General features: G+C 41.8%; 18 protein-coding genes. 15 read left to right on the forward strand and 3 right to left on the reverse strand.

Annotation, left to right across the window (positions count from 1 at the left end; all coding sequences use genetic code 11):
- Positions 1-24 precede the first annotated feature (24 nt).
- The 6 genes from argS (at position 25) to ACFOSV_RS15230 (ending at position 5,382) form a co-directional block, all read left to right on the forward strand.
- Positions 25-1,815, forward strand: a complete 1,791-nt coding sequence (gene argS, locus ACFOSV_RS15205; protein ID WP_377906888.1) for an arginine--tRNA ligase — start codon at positions 25-27, stop codon at positions 1,813-1,815.
- 1 nt (position 1,816) lies between these two features.
- On the forward strand, positions 1,817-2,404 hold the full coding sequence (locus tag ACFOSV_RS15210) for a glutathione peroxidase (protein WP_377906889.1): 588 nt from the start codon (positions 1,817-1,819) through the stop codon (positions 2,402-2,404).
- 8 nt (positions 2,405-2,412) lie between these two features.
- On the forward strand, positions 2,413-3,324 hold the full coding sequence (menA, locus tag ACFOSV_RS15215; protein ID WP_377906890.1) for a 1,4-dihydroxy-2-naphthoate octaprenyltransferase: 912 nt from the start codon (positions 2,413-2,415) through the stop codon (positions 3,322-3,324).
- Between the two features lie 66 nt (positions 3,325-3,390).
- Entirely contained in the window at positions 3,391-4,242 is an 852-nt protein-coding gene (locus ACFOSV_RS15220) for a universal stress protein (protein WP_377906891.1), read from the forward strand.
- A gap of 68 nt (positions 4,243-4,310) precedes the next feature.
- Positions 4,311-4,664, forward strand: a complete 354-nt coding sequence (locus ACFOSV_RS15225) for a translation initiation factor (RefSeq protein WP_377906892.1) — start codon at positions 4,311-4,313, stop codon at positions 4,662-4,664.
- Entirely contained in the window at positions 4,639-5,382 is a 744-nt protein-coding gene (locus ACFOSV_RS15230) for a GDSL-type esterase/lipase family protein (RefSeq protein WP_377906893.1), read from the forward strand. Before ACFOSV_RS15225 ends, ACFOSV_RS15230 begins: the two co-directional genes overlap by 26 nt.
- 46 nt (positions 5,383-5,428) lie before the next feature.
- Here the strand turns inward: ACFOSV_RS15230 and ACFOSV_RS15235 are convergent, their stop codons facing one another.
- Complete coding sequence (locus ACFOSV_RS15235) at positions 5,429-5,851, reverse strand: hypothetical protein (protein WP_377906894.1); 423 nt, start codon at positions 5,849-5,851, stop codon at positions 5,429-5,431.
- Between the two features lie 331 nt (positions 5,852-6,182).
- Here ACFOSV_RS15235 and hisG point away from each other — a divergent pair, with 331 nt between their 5' ends.
- Genes hisG through ACFOSV_RS15260 form a run of 5 tightly spaced genes read left to right on the forward strand, consistent with a single transcriptional unit; the run spans position 6,183 to position 11,370 of the window.
- Complete coding sequence (gene hisG / locus ACFOSV_RS15240; protein WP_377906895.1) at positions 6,183-7,043, forward strand: ATP phosphoribosyltransferase; 861 nt, start codon at positions 6,183-6,185, stop codon at positions 7,041-7,043.
- 17 nt (positions 7,044-7,060) lie between these two features.
- Positions 7,061-8,362, forward strand: coding sequence for a histidinol dehydrogenase (hisD, locus tag ACFOSV_RS15245; protein WP_377906896.1), 1,302 nt, complete (start codon positions 7,061-7,063; stop codon positions 8,360-8,362).
- Positions 8,352-9,410, forward strand: coding sequence for a histidinol-phosphate transaminase (hisC, locus tag ACFOSV_RS15250; protein ID WP_377906897.1), 1,059 nt, complete (start codon positions 8,352-8,354; stop codon positions 9,408-9,410). The genes hisD and hisC overlap by 11 nt, the downstream gene beginning before the upstream one ends.
- A 10-nt stretch (positions 9,411-9,420) precedes the next feature.
- Positions 9,421-10,518, forward strand: a complete 1,098-nt coding sequence (hisB, locus tag ACFOSV_RS15255; protein ID WP_377906898.1) for a bifunctional histidinol-phosphatase/imidazoleglycerol-phosphate dehydratase HisB — start codon at positions 9,421-9,423, stop codon at positions 10,516-10,518.
- A 54-nt stretch (positions 10,519-10,572) separates the two neighbouring features.
- Positions 10,573-11,370, forward strand: a complete 798-nt coding sequence (locus ACFOSV_RS15260) for a tetratricopeptide repeat protein (protein WP_377906899.1) — start codon at positions 10,573-10,575, stop codon at positions 11,368-11,370.
- On the opposite strand, the gene ACFOSV_RS15265 is transcribed toward ACFOSV_RS15260, so the two are convergent.
- Positions 11,337-12,248 carry an ATP-grasp domain-containing protein gene (locus tag ACFOSV_RS15265; protein ID WP_377906900.1) on the reverse strand — a complete coding sequence of 304 codons (912 nt, stop codon included), beginning with the start codon at positions 12,246-12,248 and terminating at the stop codon, positions 11,337-11,339. The genes ACFOSV_RS15260 and ACFOSV_RS15265 overlap by 34 nt on opposite strands.
- 99 nt (positions 12,249-12,347) lie before the next feature.
- Between ACFOSV_RS15265 and ACFOSV_RS15270 the strand changes: the two genes are divergently transcribed.
- Complete coding sequence (locus ACFOSV_RS15270) at positions 12,348-13,163, forward strand: polyprenol monophosphomannose synthase (RefSeq protein WP_377906901.1); 816 nt, start codon at positions 12,348-12,350, stop codon at positions 13,161-13,163.
- Here ACFOSV_RS15270 and ACFOSV_RS15275 read toward each other — a convergent pair.
- A complete protein-coding gene (locus ACFOSV_RS15275) occupies positions 13,078-14,295 on the reverse strand; it encodes an ABC transporter permease (RefSeq protein WP_377906902.1) in 1,218 nt (405 codons plus the stop codon). The genes ACFOSV_RS15270 and ACFOSV_RS15275 overlap by 86 nt on opposite strands.
- A 158-nt stretch (positions 14,296-14,453) precedes the next feature.
- Here ACFOSV_RS15275 and ACFOSV_RS15280 point away from each other — a divergent pair, with 158 nt between their 5' ends.
- The 3 genes from ACFOSV_RS15280 (at position 14,454) to ACFOSV_RS15290 (ending at position 17,587) form a co-directional block, all read left to right on the forward strand.
- Complete coding sequence (locus ACFOSV_RS15280; protein WP_377906903.1) at positions 14,454-15,632, forward strand: exo-beta-N-acetylmuramidase NamZ family protein; 1,179 nt, start codon at positions 14,454-14,456, stop codon at positions 15,630-15,632.
- Between the two features lie 24 nt (positions 15,633-15,656).
- Positions 15,657-16,580 carry a methionyl-tRNA formyltransferase gene (gene fmt, locus ACFOSV_RS15285; protein WP_377906904.1) on the forward strand — a complete coding sequence of 308 codons (924 nt, stop codon included), beginning with the start codon at positions 15,657-15,659 and terminating at the stop codon, positions 16,578-16,580.
- 77 nt (positions 16,581-16,657) lie between these two features.
- Positions 16,658-17,587 (forward strand): DUF4412 domain-containing protein, encoded by a 930-nt coding sequence (locus ACFOSV_RS15290; protein ID WP_377906905.1) that lies wholly within the window; start codon positions 16,658-16,660, stop codon positions 17,585-17,587.
- Positions 17,588-17,641: the final 54 nt, after the last annotated feature.

The raw sequence follows: 17,641 nt of genomic DNA on the forward strand, positions 1-17,641 counted from the left end.
TTAGGCTCAATGAGCCATTGAATAATGAATACTCAAGAAGCTATAAATCAAGGATTAAAGGAGGCATTCAAAGCTTGTTTTGATGTAGATATTTCCCTTGAACAAATCAGCCTTACCCCTACTAGAAAAGAGTTTGAAGGAACCTACACTTTTGTAGTTTTTCCATTTTTGAAAATTTCGAAAAAAGCTCCTGAAGACACCGCGACGGCACTTGGTGAGTATTTGAAGGAACATGTTAGCGACGTGGCTGACTTCAACGTGGTCAAAGGCTTTCTAAATTTGGTTTTGAATCAGCAATCTTGGATTGAGCTTTTTAATCAGATTAATAGCAAATCAATCTTGGGTCAATTGCCGCCCAATGGCCAGAAAGTCATGGTGGAGTACTCCTCGCCCAATACTAATAAGCCTCTTCACCTTGGACACCTGCGTAATAATTTTTTGGGCTTTTCAGTAGCGCAAATTCTCGAAGCTAATGGCTACCAAGTGATCAAATCCAACCTCGTCAATGATCGTGGCATTCATATTTGTAAATCCATGCTTGCCTACCAAAAATATGGAAATGGAGAAACTCCTGAATCATCAGGCTTGAAGGGTGATCACCTCGCTGGCAAGTACTACGTGCTTTTTGACAAGGAATACAAGAAAGAAATCCAGGCTGGAACCGAGCAAGGCAAAACCAAAGAACAAGCCGAAAAAGAGGCTCCGCTTCTCATCGAGGCTCAAGAAATGCTTCGCAAATGGGAAGCCAATGACCCAGAAGTAGTGGCCCTTTGGAAGCAAATGAATACCTGGGTATATGCTGGCTTTGAGCAGACCTATAAGCAAATGGGGGTGTCATTTGATAAGTACTACTTCGAATCAGATACCTACCTCCTCGGCAAGGATATTGTCTTAGAGGGGCTTGAAAAAGGTGTTTTCTACAAAAAAGCCGATGGCTCCGTCTGGGTGGATTTGAGTGATGAAGGATTGGATGAAAAACTTGTGTTGCGCGGTGATGGCACCTCAGTGTATATGACCCAGGACATGGGAACCGCAGACTTGAAGTACAACGACTTCCAGCTGGATAAATCGGTCTATGTGGTGGGAAACGAGCAGGATTATCACTTCGATGTCCTTTTTAAAATCATGCGAAAGCTGGGAAGACCCTACGGCGATGGCCTTCATCATTTGAGCTACGGAATGGTGGATTTGCCTTCCGGCAAAATGAAATCTCGTGAGGGAACCGTTGTGGACGCGGATGACCTCATGCAGGAAATGATCCAAACGGCGGAGGATCACACCAAGGAATTAGGGAAAATCGACGGGTTTAATGCCGAACAAGCAGCTGAACTTTACGAAATCTTAGGAATGGGAGCTTTGAAATATTTCCTTCTGAAAGTAGACCCCAAGAAACGCATGCTCTTCAACCCACAAGAATCCATCGAGTTTCAAGGAAATACAGGCCCTTTTATCCAATATTCTCATGCAAGAATTAAGTCCATTCTGAGAAAAGCGGACCAAATAGGTGTGGACTATAAAAATCCAGACCTAAGTGCTGTCGACTCCTTGCAGGAATCAGAGACCGCTCTGATTTTCAACTTGAGTGAGTTTGAAAAGAAAATCAAACTGGCCGGTGAGGAATATTCACCAGCGGTAATTGCTCAGTATTTATTTGACTTAGCCAAAGAATATAACCGATTCTATGCAGATGTAGCGATTTTCCAAGAAGAAGACGAGGCCTTAGTTGCCTTCCGAGTTGCGCTTTCTAAATTGACTGCCGAAACAATCAAAAAAGGGATGAGTTTGTTAGGTATAGACGTCCCAAATCGAATGTAAAATGAAAAAACTAGGCTTAATTTATTTACTCCTTTTCGCTTTTGCTTGCCAAAAGCCAGTGGAGCGTCCAGAGACAGTAGAAGCAAGTATTGCCTTAAACCCAAATACAATGGAAAGTATGTTTTATGATTTTGAAATGAAGGATCTCAACGGCGAAATGGTGAAATTTTCATCCTTCAAAGGCAAAAAAATCCTAGTCGTAAATGTCGCTTCAAAATGCGGATACACTCCTCAATATGAAGGACTTCAGGAGCTTTACAAAAACTTTTCAGACAAGGTCGTTATCCTTGGTTTCCCAGCAAATAATTTTGGCGGCCAGGAGCCGGGCAGCAATGAAGAAATCAAAGAGTTTTGCACGGCAAATTATGGAGTTACTTTTCCAGTCTTTGAAAAAATATCTGTCAAAGGATTCGATAAGCACCCGATCTACAGATGGCTCAGCGACCCTAAGCAAAACGGTTGGAATAGCGAGGAGCCAAGTTGGAATTTCTGTAAATACCTGCTTGACGAAAAGGGTGAGCTATTGAAATACTACCCTTCTTCTGTTTCGCCTCTTGACGAGGACATTCTGAAACTCATCGAATCATAAGAAGCTGAGTGAAGCAAAGCATCCAATCCAAAAATGAAGCTTGGCTTCATGCCGTTCGCCTAAGAACACTCCCCCTTGCACTAGCCAGTATTTTTGCTGGCTCTTTTCTGGCTTATCATCAGGGTGTATTTCGGTGGAGTATTCTTCTTTTGGCGTCATTGACGACGATTTTTCTTCAGATCCTTTCTAATCTTTCCAATGATTATGGGGACTCTGTGCATGGGGCGGATCATGCGGAGAGGCAGGGACCAGTTCGTGCTGTTCAATCTGGGTTAATTTCACTTTCAGAAATGAAAAAAGGCATGTATCTCTTCGGAGGCTTAGCCTTGATTTCAGGTCTACTCCTACTCTATTTCGCTGTACAGAGCATTTCCCTTTTCTTGATTTTCCTTTGTTTGGGATTATTAGCCATTTGGGCAGCAATCAGCTACACTTCCGGCAGCAATCCCTATGGATATCTAGGCCTTGGAGACATCTCGGTTTTTCTGTTTTTCGGCCTTTTGGCCGTACTGGGCACCTATTTCCTTCATGGCAAGAGCTTCTTTTTACCAAGTATTTTAATCGGTACTGCATTAGGCTTTTTTAGTACAGCGGTCTTGAATATCAATAATATTCGGGATATCGAATCCGACCAGCAGGCTGGCAAAAAATCAATTCCTGTACGCATCGGTCGCAAGGCCGCAGTTCGCTACAATTGGCTCTTAATTTTGGGTGGAAACGCCTTTTTGCTGATCTTCAGTTTTCTGACGGATTCCTATGGTGGATTGCTGGCTTTGGGTATTTTCCCAGTAATGATCAAAATCGGCTTGGGTGTCCAAAATGCGAAAAACTCCGCAAGCACCGATCCATACCTCAAACAAATGGCCTTATCCACGCTAGCTTGGGTAATCCTATTTGGATTGGGACTTCTTATTTTCTGAAAACTGACAAATGTCCTTTTTCTCTTAGGAATTTTGGTCTATTTTACATCAATAACCCTAAAAACTATGACAAAAGTACTCGTTCCCTACGATTTTTCAGAGCAAGCACAATTTGCTCTTGATTTCTCTACTCAAATAGGAGAAACCATGGATAACATCCACATTGAAGTTATCCATGTAATGGAAGTTCCAAATGCCGCTAGTTTTGGTACCATGGGAGGTGGAGATACCATTCCTGATATGGAAAATCAAATGTTCTTCATAGAAATGATGAATAAAAGAAAAGGACAGCTCGCTGATATGAGAGCTAAGTATGCAGGAAAAGCCTTTTCCTTTGAAGCCAAAATCAAGCTTGGAAATGCTTTTAAAAGTATTTCTGAAAGTATAGCCGAAGAAAACCCCGATTTAGTAATCATGGGCTCAAAAGGTGTTTCTGGAATGGAAGAAGTTTTGATAGGAAGTAATACAGAAAAAGTAGTACGCACGGCTTCATGTCCAGTGGTCACCATCAAAGCAAAAACCAGCCCTGATCAGATCAATAAAATCGTGTTTGCTAGTGACTTTGCAAATGAATCCCCTGAAGTAGCTGCTAGAATCAAAAGACTTAGCCATCTTCTTGATGCTCAATTATATCTGGTCTTTGTCAATACGCCAGGTAATTTCGAAAGTAGTCGAGAATCCATTATGCGTATTAAAGACTTTGCAAAACAACACAATATCGCTGATGCGAAAGCAGAGATTTACAATTCGAGATCAGAGGAGAGCGGCATTTTGGAGTTTGCAGAAGATATTGATGCGGATCTCATTGCCATGACCACACATGGGCGCACGGGCTTTTTGCATCTCATCACGGGATCTATTGCTGAAGACGTTGTCAATCATTCTACCCGTCCTGTTTGGACCTATAAGGTAGACTAATTTTAAAATCATAATTTTAGGGGCTGTCTTTTAGAATCAAGACAGCCTCTTTTTTGTTCACAAACATTATGGGAAGAAAAAATAACGACTGGAAAAATCGCAGCGGAATGGTTTACTCCACCAATGATGATTTTGAATATGATCAAGGAGATGGAAACGAAACTGAAAGCCTAGACCCCAAAGCCCAAAAGCTCAAAGTCATGCTAGACAAAAAAGCCCGCGGAGGAAAGAAAGTTACTTTGATCGAAGGGTTTATTGGTTCGGAAGATGAACTTAAAGAGCTAGGCAAAATGCTCAAAAGCAAATGCGGCGTAGGTGGATCTGCCAAAGACGGAGAAATCCTGATTCAAGGGGATCATCGAGATAAAGTTCTTCAATTATTACTTCAAGAAGGTTATGGAGCTAAAAAAGCGGGAGGCTAAGGCTTGGAAGCCCTATCTTTTTTTTCAGGCTAAGTTATATCCCACTTTGCCTTATCTGAGCTACAAAGCGCTGCAGGTCAAAAAGAAATACCCGACGCCGCCGGCAATGAGCAATGAGCTCGTCCTTGGAGAATCAGATCAAAAAATTCTAATCATTGGGGAATCTACCGTGGCAGGTGTAGGCGCTCAAGACCCCACAGAAACCCTTGCGCACCACATTCATTCATTTTTTGAAGGGAAATATGAAGTTCAGAATTATGGTAAGAATGGAATTCGAGCCAAGGAGCTACTTCCCTATTTTCGAAAGAATCTCAAATCTATTGATGGCCAAGTAGACGGAATTTTCCTGTACATCGGAGCCAATGATTGCTTCAAGCTAACTAGCCCTACCGACTACTACAAGGCCTTAAAACACGTTCTTGAGGTGCTTCAAGAACAGTTTCAAGCAAATTGGATCTATCTAGCTGATATTCCACCAGTTGAGCAGTTTCAGGCTTTTCCACCCATTCTCAAATCCTTCCTTAAGGAGCAGCGGCATTTCCTTAAAGCACAAATGGAAATGCTTTCCCGGGAGAATGAACTGGTCATCCATGAACAAATCTCAATGGATTTTGACCCTTCTTTTTTCTCAGATGACTTGGTTCACCCCTCCGGGAAAGGCTATTTGGAGATTGCAAAATTTTCCTATGCCGGCCTGCAACGAGCAGGAGTCGTCTAGCAAAGTAGAAATTGAACTGGGAAGTGGCTATGTCTGAGTAATCAGATTATTCTGGATTATACTTAGGCGGACTCATTGATCCTCCCCGTCCAGCTTCCAGGATGGGAAGATTAGCTTCGGTTGGAATATAAATCACCGTTTTGTCCGAAAGATTCCTCTGCTGGCGAACCCAGAGATATTGGATATACTTTTCCGAAATCGACCCATTTTCTATTTTAATGGCTTCTGCCGCACCTTTGGCTCGTTCGATCTCTGCCTGAGCGTTGAGTTTTTCGGCCTCCAGATTTGCTGCGGCCTCCTCGATCAGAATTCTACGGTTTTGTTCCGCTTTTGCAAATTCGGCTCGTCCGCTCATTTCTTGTTGCCAGACATTGTAGGTGGGACATCCCCACATCCCAAACCCAATAAAGGCGAACAAAAGCCAAGAAATTACTGTTCCCAGCACGATAGGTCTTCCATTTGATTTCATATTATTTATGGGTTTTACTAGCCGCCCAAGGCTTTTAAGATGAAGTTACGAGGAATATTAACCTCCCGTAAGGATTTTACATTGATTCAAATAAAAAACTTTTACTCCGTTTGCGGGTTATTTCTGCATTCCTATCTTTGCCCAACAGAAATGATTACAGCCAATAGAAATATTGAATTTTTAGTATTCCCGTCGCATCTCCATGCTACGCATCATTTCCATCATTCCTTTTAAGGAATTTTTATATCTACATGGTAGCGCCGATGATAGGGATTCTGCGTTTCCTCCACCAACATTACTCTTCTTACAACACATAGCATAAATTGCATTCATGGAAAATATTATCCGTATTGCCGTACAAAAAAGCGGTAGACTTTCTGAAGATTCTCTTCGCCTCATCAAAGAGTGTGGCATCAAGTTTTATAATGGTACTGGTAAGCTGAAATCCACCTCTACCAACTTCCCTATCGAGTTTTTATTTCTCAGAGATGATGACATCCCAGGCTACGTAGCTGACGGTGTTGCCGATTTGGGGATTGTAGGAGAAAATGAACTAGTAGAAAAAAATAAAACCGTCAATACCCTCAAGAAGCTTGGGTTTTCAAAATGCAGACTTTCATTAGCTATTCCGAAAGGTCAGGATTATCCGGGTCTCTCTTATTTTGAGGGAAAAAGTATCGCTACTTCCTACACCAAAATACTCGGTGATTACCTCAAAGAAAATAACATCAATGCTGAAATCCATGAAATCAGTGGATCTGTAGAAATCGCTCCGAGCATTGGTTTGGCCGAAGGAATCTGCGATATCGTAAGCTCAGGATCAACTCTCATGATGAATGGATTGAAGGAGGTTGAGCAAATTTTCAAATCTGAAGCAGTGTTAATTGCCAATCCAAGTCTTAAAGACTGGCAAAACGATATCGTCCAAAAACTAGTATTCAGAATCAACGCGGTGCAGCAGGGCAAAAGCAACAAATATGTTCTACTCAATGCTCCAAACGAAAGCTTGGATAAGATAGTCTCCCTCATTCCAGGGATGCGAAGCCCCACCATTTTGCCATTAGCGCAGTCTGGCTGGTCTTCAGTACATTCAGTCTTGAATGAAGATCAGTTTTGGGAAAATATCGAAGAACTCCGTGCCGCAGGTGCAGAAGGAATTTTGGTAGTACCTATTGAAAAAATGATTCTTTGACCTAAACCTATTCTGGAATGAAAATCCTTAGAAACCCTGATCAATCCCTTTGGAAGAGAGAACTCAAGCGACCTACTCAGTCAGATAGCGATATTGGAAAAATCATCCGACCGATCTTTAAATCGGTGAAAAAACATGGTGACAAAGCACTGAAGCATTATGCCTTAGAATTTGACCAAGTAAAACTTGATGAAATTCTAGTCACCGAGCAGGAAATAAATGAGGCGGTCAACCTAGTTTCTGAAGAACTGAAAGAAGCAATAGAAATTGCTTCAGCAAATATCAGTAAGTTTCATACCGCACAAAAGCAAGCTGAGCTGGTGGAAGAAGTGATGCCTGGTGTGGTCTGCAGTCGCAAAAGTGTCCCAATTCAGCGAGTTGGCCTATATATTCCAGGGGGTACAGCACCTCTTTTTAGTACAGTGCTCATGCTTGGAATCCCGGCAGTTATCGCTGGATGTTCCGAAATCATACTTTGCTCCCCGCCAAACAAGGAAGGGAAAATTCACCCTGCGATTCTCTATACGGCAAGTTTGATCGGCCTCAAAAAGATTGCAAAAGTTGGGGGTGCACAAGCTATTGCGGCGATGACTTTCGGTACTAAAAGTATTCCAGCAGTGGATAAGATCTTTGGCCCAGGAAATCAATTTGTGACAGCAGGAAAGCAACGAGCCACGAAATATGGAGTAGCCATCGATATGCCTGCCGGTCCATCAGAGGTACTGGTATATGCGGATGATTCGGCAGTTCCGGAATTTGTTGCAGCTGACCTCCTTTCCCAGGCGGAGCATGGGGTGGATAGCCAAGTGGTCCTTGTGACTACCTCTGAAGCTTTTGCCAAAAAAACCTTATCGCAAATCGACATTCAGCTCAAAAACCTGAGCAGAAAAGCCATCGCAAAAGAGGCATTGACAAATTCCAAGGTAGTGATAATGGAACGGAAAGAGAAAGCCTTGGATCTAATCAATTTTTATGCACCAGAACACTTGATTATCAGTGTAAAAGATGAGGACAAGGCTGTGAATGAAATCTACAATGCAGGTTCAGTCTTCATTGGAAATTATACCCCTGAGTCAGCAGGTGATTATGCCTCTGGTACGAACCACACGCTTCCGACTTACGGGTACGCTCGAAATTATAGCGGGGTATCTTTGGACAGTTTTGTCAAAAAAATCACCTACCAAAAGATCAGCAAATCTGGACTCAAATTACTTGGTCCGACCATAGAAATCATGGCAGCAAACGAACTTTTGGATGCGCATAAAAATGCGGTGACTGTAAGGCTCAAACGAATAATTGAAGAAGGAAATGAGCTTTGATCTAAGTAAACTACTGCGCCCTCATATTCTGACGCTGGCACCTTATACTTCAGCGAGGGATGAGTACTCGGGCAAATTGGGGATATTTTTGGATGCCAATGAAAATCCATATGGCTCCATAACGGAACAGGATTTCAACAGATACCCAGATCCTTACCAGTCTGACCTGAAAGAAAAGCTTTCTCCAATCAAGCAAGTTCCTTCGGACCAGATTTTCTTAGGAAATGGGTCAGATGAAGCCATTGATTTGCTTTTCCGTGCTTTCTGTAACCCTGGTAAAGACAATGTAATTTTACTCCCTCCTACCTACGGTATGTATGGAGTCAGTGCAGCTATCAATCAAGTGGAAATCAGAAATGTCTCACTTACTGAGGACTTCCAGCTCCAGCCGAAACTAATTCTGGAGGCTGCAGATCAAAACACCAAAATTGTATTCATTTGCTCTCCAAATAATCCTTCTGGAAACTCTATGAGGCTCGAGGATATGGAGTTGATTTTGCGGAATTTCCCTGGGCTGGTCGTGATTGATGAAGCATATGTGGACTTTATGGAGCAAGAGAGTTTTGCCGGTCGATTGGATGAATTTCCAAATCTTCTAGTCATTCAGACCTTTTCAAAAGCCTGGGGATTGGCATCTTTGCGACTCGGAATGGCTTTTGGGTCCAAGGAACTCATCAAAGTTCTTAACAAGATCAAGCCTCCATATAATATTTCAGGGCTGACTCAGGACACCGTGTTGGAGGCTATGGAAAAATTCCCAAAAGTCCAGCAAATGGTTCAAAGTATCCTTGCTGAAAGAGCTCAACTCCGAAAGGACTTGAATGAAATACCACAGATCGAACGAGTCTATCCCTCAGATGCCAACTTTTTGTTGGTCAAAGTGCCTCATGCCGATCAGATTTATGCGGATTTAATTGCCCGTCGCATTATTTTGAGAAATAGATCCAAAGTAACCCTTTGTGAAAATTGTCTGCGAATTACTGTGGGAACTGCTGAAGAAAACCAGAAATTTATAACAGAACTCAAAGCATGGTTCGAAAAAAACTGAAGAACTTGATATGAAAAAAAAGGTCTTATTCATTGATCGTGATGGTACTATCATCAAAGAACCACCCACTGATTTTCAAGTAGATAGTTTAGAAAAGCTAGAGTTTTTGCCAAAGGCAATTTCAAACTTGAGAAAAATTGCCGAAGAGCTCGACTACGAGTTGGTCATGGTCACTAACCAGGATGGTTTAGGAACTGACTCTTTCCCAGAACAAGACTTTTGGCCAGCACAATACAAGATGCTCAAGACCCTTGAACAAGAAAATGTCTTTTTTAAAGCAATCCATATCGATAAGACCTTTGAACATGAAAAGGCACCCACACGCAAACCCGCAACGGGAATGCTTGAGGGTTATTTTTCAGAAGAATATGACTTAGAAAATAGCTTTGTGATCGGAGACCGTGCTACTGATATTCAACTGGCAAAGAATCTCGGAGCAAAAGGCATTTTCATCGGAGAAAATAACAAGGAGGCTGCCCTGTCTACGAATGACTGGGATGAGATTTATCGATTCTTGAGATTTCCTGACCGAGTAGCTGAGGTCACTCGAAAAACTTCTGAAACAGATATTTTTATCCGAGTAAATCTAGATGGAAAAGGTAAAGGAGAGATTTCCACCGGACTTCATTTCTTCGACCACATGCTCGATCAACTCGCCAAACATGGCGGAACAGATCTCACTATTCGGGTAAAAGGCGATTTGCACATCGATGAACACCATACCATTGAGGACACAGCTCTAGCACTAGGAGAGGCTTATCTGAAAGCCCTTGGAAACAAAACAGGGATTTATAGATATGGCTTTTGCCTTCCGATGGATGATGTTTTGGCTCAGGTAGCGATTGACTTCGGGGGAAGACCATGGATTGTTTGGGATGCCGAATTCAAGCGGGAAAAAGTAGGCGATATGCCGACAGAAATGGTCTATCACTTTTTCAAATCATTCTCGGATACGGCAAAGTGCAACCTGAATATCAAAGTAGAAGGCCAAAATGAGCACCATAAAATCGAGGCCATGTTTAAAGGCTTTGCGCGTGCGATTAAAATGGCCGTGATGCGGGATCGCAGCAATCTGGATCAGCTACCGAGTACGAAGGGTGTACTTTAATATTTCTTAACTGAAACAAAACAAAATTATGCACGTTATTTTGTTTATTTAGTTATGAAACGACTTCGACATAGTTTAGCTATACTTTTATTACTTCTAGTTCTGATTTCATGCAGAGCGGATCTGATTGATATTGAGCAAGACTTCAAAAATGGAGACTACGCTGAAACCATCGATCAGCTCGGCGCCTATCTTTTCTTCCACATCACAGATGTGAAAGCATTACATATGAGGGCAAGAAGCTATGAGGAGCTGGGGCAATTCACTGAGGCTAAAGCAGACTATGAACGAATTATTGACCTCAGTCCAGAGTATGGACTAGCCTATGCAGGACTTGGTAAAATCGCATTTGAAGCCAAGGACTATAAAAATGCGGAGCTTTATTTTCTCAGAGCTGCCACATTCGAAGAGAATAATTTTGAAATTCTCTACATGATTGGCCGCGCCCAACTGATGAATGAAAAATACAGAACTGCTGAGGAGTTTTTGAGAATGGCTAAAGATCTTAACCCAGAATTTGGTAAGGTTCATTTTTACATCGGCATGACCCTAGCCTTTCAGGGAGATGCACTTGGAGCAGCGGCGGCCTTTAATTCCTATGTCAGGTACGAGCCAGATCATCTTACCGGGAGGTATAATCGAGGCTTCGCACTCATGCGAGCTGGGTATTTGGATTGGGCTTTGGAAGATTTTGACGCGGTGCTAAAGGCATCTCCAGATCATTGGGATGCCATGGCCAAAAAGGGTCACTGTCTCCAGCAAATGGGAGAACCTGAAGGGTGTACCCTTCTCACAAGAGCGGCGACCAATGGAAGTGTTTACGCCCAGGCTGTAGAAGGAATCTGTAGCTGATCAATCAATCTTGATTTGAGAGCCGCGGCATAATTCTCTTTGGCTTTAGGTACCTCATCCAGAAAAAGATAAGGCTCGATCATCTCTAATTCCATCAGGAAAAAACGGTTATTTCGCCAAATACCATCCACACGTACATATAAAGAATCTGTACCATAGGCCTTAACAAGCTTCTCAGCCATTGCCATCATTTCCGAGTTTGGCTCTATTTGTTTGATCTTTCCCCCAAAATAATGCTGAACACGGAAATCGTTTTGAGCGGGTGTTTTCAAAACAGCGTGTGAAAATTTTGAATTGAAAAAAAGTAAGGAATACTCACCTACTTCTGCCACTTCTTTGATGTATGGCTGCACCAAAAAGTCTTCATTTTCCAGCAGGGCATTCAGTTTTTCTTCAAAGCCCAAACCATCCTCTCGCTTCACTCGAAAGGTATTTTTTGCGCCCCCAGAAATTTTTGGCTTGAAAACGAACTCCTCTCCTTCTAGCCCTGAAAAAAGCTCCTTAATATCCACTTTAGATCCTCGCTCCAGGGACTTTCCAGCAATCACATCAAAGCCGGCAGCCTCGATTTGATGCAAGTAATCCTTATTGGAATTCCAGCGAAGTATTTCCAAATCATTCAGAACTGGGATTTCCAACTTCTTCATTTCATCTATCCAAGTCAAAAACTCAGAATAATAATCAAAATAATCCCACACCGATTTGACTAAAAGACAACTATACTTTGACCAGTCCGCATCAGGATCTGACCAAGCCACCAATTCATTGGAAATACCCATTTGATCTAGAAGATCTCCAAGGATTTTATTCTCATCTGCTGTGTTGGTATCAAAATTTCCCTTGGAAACGTAAGTGACTATAGCGACTGTTTTTTTCATGAGTTGAGATTTTAGGCAAATGTAAAAGAACGATAAAATATTACCCTACACTTCTATAAAAACCCTAGATAACTCTTACTTTTGATGTACTCTGAACCTATGAATAACAGAAAACTCGTCATCGTACCTACCTACAATGAGGTGGAAAACATCGCAGACTTGATTCAAGTCGTGATGGAATTGGATGGGGATTTTCATCTCTTAGTGATCGATGATGGCTCTCCCGATGGTACTGCAGCGATAGTTCAAGCCAAACAAGAAGAGTTCGTGTTTCGACTCCATTTGATCCAGCGAAAGGGCAAACTTGGGCTTGGAACAGCCTACATCGAAGGGTTCAAATGGGCTTTGAAAAAAGGCTATGATTATATTTTTGAAATGGATGCGGATTTTTCCCATGATCCGAATGACCTAATCAAACTTTACACCGCTTGTGCTGAAAATGATTTTGATCTAGCAATCGGATCGCGCTACATCACTGGCGTGAATGTGGTCAATTGGCCCATTGGAAGGGTTTTGATGTCCTATTTTGCCAGTGTCTACGTAAAATTCATCACGGGACTACCCATCAAAGATGCTACAGCTGGATTCAAATGTTATCACAGAAGAGTACTTGTGGGGATTCGATTGGACGAGATTCGCTTTATCGGATATGCTTTCCAGATTGAGATGAAATTCACGGCTTGGAAGCTAGGTTTTCGCTTGATTGAAGTACCTATTATTTTCACAGACCGTACGAAAGGAACCTCAAAAATGAGCAAGGGGATTTTCAAGGAGGCGATTTTAGGAGTGATTTCAATGAAAATCAAAAGTATTTTTTCTCCCTATAAACTCAATCGAAGCGAATCGACTTTATCGGATCAACCTTCGAAATTACAAGCACAGGAATTAGAATCACCAGCAAGGTCAAAAGAGTAATCCCCGCATTAAGCGTTAAAAACACAGGCCAATTCCAATCAATCGGAACGTAACTCATGTAGTAGCTCGCAGGATCCAGAGGAATGAATTTAAACTGATCTTGAAGGAAACCTATCCCTAAGCCGATCACATTTCCTATAATCAAACCTCGCATCAGAATCCTAAAACCATTCCATAAAAAAACTGATCGGATTTGCTTATCTCTCGCACCTAAACCTTTTAAAATCCCGATCATTTGCGTGCGTTCCATAATGAGGATAAACAAAATAGCTCCCATATTGAAGACAGCCACAAATCCAATCAAACCAACGAAAACATAAACATTGGTGTCTAGCAGGACAAGCCAATCAAAAATCTCATAATACTTTTGCTTACTCTGTACGAGTTTGAGATCGGCATCTAGGATTTCTTCGATTTTTTCTCTCTGAATCTCCTCGGTCTGACTTTCATCCACATAGATTTCTATACCGCCAATTTGGTCCGTAGTCCAAGCATTCAAATTTCGAATAGTCTGCAGCTCACCTAAGACAATTTTCTGATCAAAATTTTCCAAGTAGGTTTCAAAAATTCCGACTACTTCCACGCGTCTATATCGTGGGGGATTTTGTACAAAATAAAGCGTAACCCTTTCACCCACTTCCAATTGCAGCTTATTTGCCAAATATTTACTGACCATAAGCTCGTTTGACGTGCCTTCATCTGGTATGGTTAGCATCCTGCCTTCAATCAAATATTGACTAAAAAAAGCCGTATCGAAATCCTGACTCACCCCTTTCATCAAGACCCCTTCGACTTCACTTTCGCCTTTCATCAGCGCAGCTTTATTCGCATAAGTTTGAATTTTTGAGATGAAGGGAAGCTGCTTATAGTTTTGATAGAAATTACTCTGAAGGCTAGAAGGAGTTTCTTCAAAGGCATTGCTCATGGTGTACCTTTGCACCTGATAATGTCCTGTAAATCCAAAAACACGCTCAGAAACGGTATTTTGAAATCCCCCCAAAATCATAAATGCCAAAATCGAAAGGCCCAAACCCATGGCCAAACTCGCGATGGCTATGGTGTGAATGGTGGCCGAAAATCCTCCAGCTTTTTTAAAACTTAAGCGATTGGCTATGAAAAAGGATAAATTCAAAGGATTTCTGGATTGAAAACTGAGGAAATTAGGGGCCTTTAGGTCCTGCTAAGGTACACAAGATTTACGTTTACCGAAACTGGCACTAAGGCTAAAAACAGCTTAAATCCCTGCTTGAAAAAATATAATTACCTAGATTTGATAAACCTTCACACCCTATGAAAAACGTTCGAATCCGCTCCCTCATATTTTTAGCTCCTTTACTTTTTCTAAGTTTCTTTACAGCAAAAGCTCAAACTGGAGAAACCCTGACCGCCGCCGAGCAACCAGAGCTTTACCTTCCTTTATTATCTGGAAAGAAAGTGGGGCTTGTAGGAAACCAAACCAGTATTTTACCAAGTAAAAACAAAATTCACTTAGTGGATTTCCTTTTGGAAAATAAAATCGATGTGCAGCGCGTATATGTGCCGGAACATGGATTTCGAGGGGATGCGGATGCAGGGGAAAAGGTGGATAATTCAGTAGATGCTAAGACAGGACTACCCATTATTTCCCTTTATGGAAATAATAAAAAACCGAGCAAAGATCAATTGGAGGGACTCGATGTGGTGATTTTTGACTTGCAGGATGTAGGTACGCGCTTTTATACATACATCAGCACCATGCATTACGTGATGGAAGCCTGTGCGGAAAACGGGATCAAAGTGTTGATTTTTGACAGACCTAACCCTAATGGCGATTATGTGGATGGCCCAATGCTCAAAAAAGGATTTGAAAGCTTTGTGGGAATGCACCCAATCCCTGTGGTTCACGGCATGACCGTGGGCGAGCTAGCTCAAATGATCAATGGAGAAAAATGGCTCAAATCCGGTATACAGGCGGATTTGGAGATCATCCCTATCAAAAACTGGGGGCATACTGATGCATACAACCTTCCTGTAAAGCCTTCTCCAAATCTTCCGTCCGATCTTTCAATTAGACTATATCCGAGCACCTGCTTTTTTGAAGGAACAAATATTTCTTTGGGTCGCGGGACGCTTTTCCCTTTTCAGGTATTCGGATTCCCCGATCCAGCTTTTGGTTCTTTTGAATTCACCCCAGTGAGTATCCCCGGCATGGCAAAATCCCCTCGATATCAAGATCAGGTTTGCTATGGTCAGGACCTTAGAAATGAACCGATGAACACACAGTTTACCTTGAAGTACCTTCTTGAAGCTTACGCGCTCAGCAAAGACAAGTCAAAGTTTTTTACCAATTATTTTGACACCTTGGCAGGTTCTGATGAATTGCGAAAAATGATCATTGCTGGTAAATCCGAATCTGAAATTCGAGATACTTGGAAATCTGCACATCAGGACTTTTTAGCTCTCCGGGAGAAATACCTCATTTACCAATAAATCTAAGCCAACGAACAGATAGGAATGAAGAAAGACCTTCGAATCATTTACATGGGGACGCCAGAATTTGCTGTCCCTTCACTTACTAGTCTTGTGAAAAATGGATGGAATGTGGTAGCAGTAATCACCGCACCTGACAAACCTAAAGGAAGAGGACAGAAAATGGTGCCATCTGCGGTCAAAGACGCTGCATTAAGTCACAATATCCCGGTGCTCCAGCCTACTAATCTCAAAAGTCCAGAATTTCTAGAGGAACTCAAATCCTTCCATGCCGATCTTCAAATCGTCGTCGCATTTCGCATGCTTCCAGTGGTCGTTTGGGATATGCCCCCACTAGGCACTTTTAATCTCCATGCTTCCCTCCTGCCAGATTACCGTGGTGCAGCTCCTATTAATTGGGCCATCATCAATGGAGAAAAAGAAACGGGAGTAACGACGTTTTTTTTGAAACATGAAATAGATACCGGAAGTATTATTTTTCAAGAAAAAGTCCCGATTCTTCCAGAGGAAAACCTTGGAGACGTGTATCTAAAGTTGATGAATTTAGGTTCGCAGCTAGTCGTGAAAACAGTAGAAGCTATTGCCGAAAACAATGTAAATCCCAAAGTTCAAGATGAGAGCAAAGCAAAGCATCATGCACCAAAAATATTCAAAGAGACCTGTGAGATAAATTGGGGAAATGCAGCTATTGACATCCATAATTTGGTACGCGGTCTTTCCCCCTTTCCTGCTGCCTTTACGAGCATTCAAGGACAAAATTGTAAGATTTATAAGACTAGTATCGAGCCAGGGAACTTACCTGGATCGATGGTGGGTGAATACAAAACTGACGGGAAGAATCACCTAAAATTCCAAACTGGTAACGGGATTTTATGCATCGAAGAGCTACAACTTGCAGGAAAAAAACGAATGGGAATCCAAGATTTTCTAAGAGGAAACTCCATTTGAATCCTCCTTACTTTATTTTGATATCAAGCTCATTTTTAGGAGATTAGAGAATGTTTTAAACTTTAATATACCCAACTATGAAAAAGTTACACCTTACCGCCGTTTTGTTATTCTTTTTTAGCCTCTTCACCACGACTACCCAAGCTCAGTTTTTAAAAAAAATCCAAAAAGCAGCTTCGAGAGGAATGGAACAAGCCATCGAAGACAAGGTGGAAGAAGAAGCCAACAAATACGTTCAAAGACAACTTGAAAAACAACTTGCCGGACTATTTCCCGAGGAGGGAGAGTCCACCCCTGTCACCTTGGACATGAATAAAATCCTGAGTGGATTAGGCGAAGATGTGGCAACAGAGGAGGCTTATATGTTTAAAGGGTCCTCAAAAATTGAAATCCAATCCACCGACAAAAACGGTAAAGGCGAAGATCCACTTTTTTTAAAATCATTTATGACTCAGGGCGAAAACTACACCGCTATGGAGCTGGAAAATCCAGATGAAAAAGATGGTGTGATCGTCATGATTTTTGACATGGACAACCAAGCAAGCATCCTTTTAATGGATAATGATGGTCAAAAAAGCTCATTTGCGTATAAGCTAGACCTGATGAGTGTTACTTCTGATCAGCAGGAGGCTATAGAAATGGAAATGGAAAACAATGAGTTTTCCGTGGAAAAAACCGGTAACACGAAAGATATTCTGGGCTATCCCTGTGAAGAATACGCTGTGAAATCCAAAGACGGCGAGGGAACCTACTGGGTAACTCAGGAGCCTATCGAGGGATATGCTTCATTTTGGGGAAAAAACAGTCCTTTTGTAACTACCAAAACCCAACAAACCTATTCTGAGCAATTCGCTAATTTACCTGAAGGCAACTTTATGGAAATGAATTTCAACTCGACTGATGGAACCAATACCATGATGAAAGTTTTGGAGATCAACCTCTCGGATGAGCACACCTTTACTATGAGTGAGTATCCCAACTTGATGACTCAATACCAAAACCAATAATTCATATAAAATTGATTTGCGGGACTATTTTTCGAATTATCTTCGTCACAAACT

The organism is Algoriphagus namhaensis (assembly GCF_042649705.1).
Classification (GTDB): domain Bacteria; phylum Bacteroidota; class Bacteroidia; order Cytophagales; family Cyclobacteriaceae; genus Algoriphagus; species Algoriphagus namhaensis.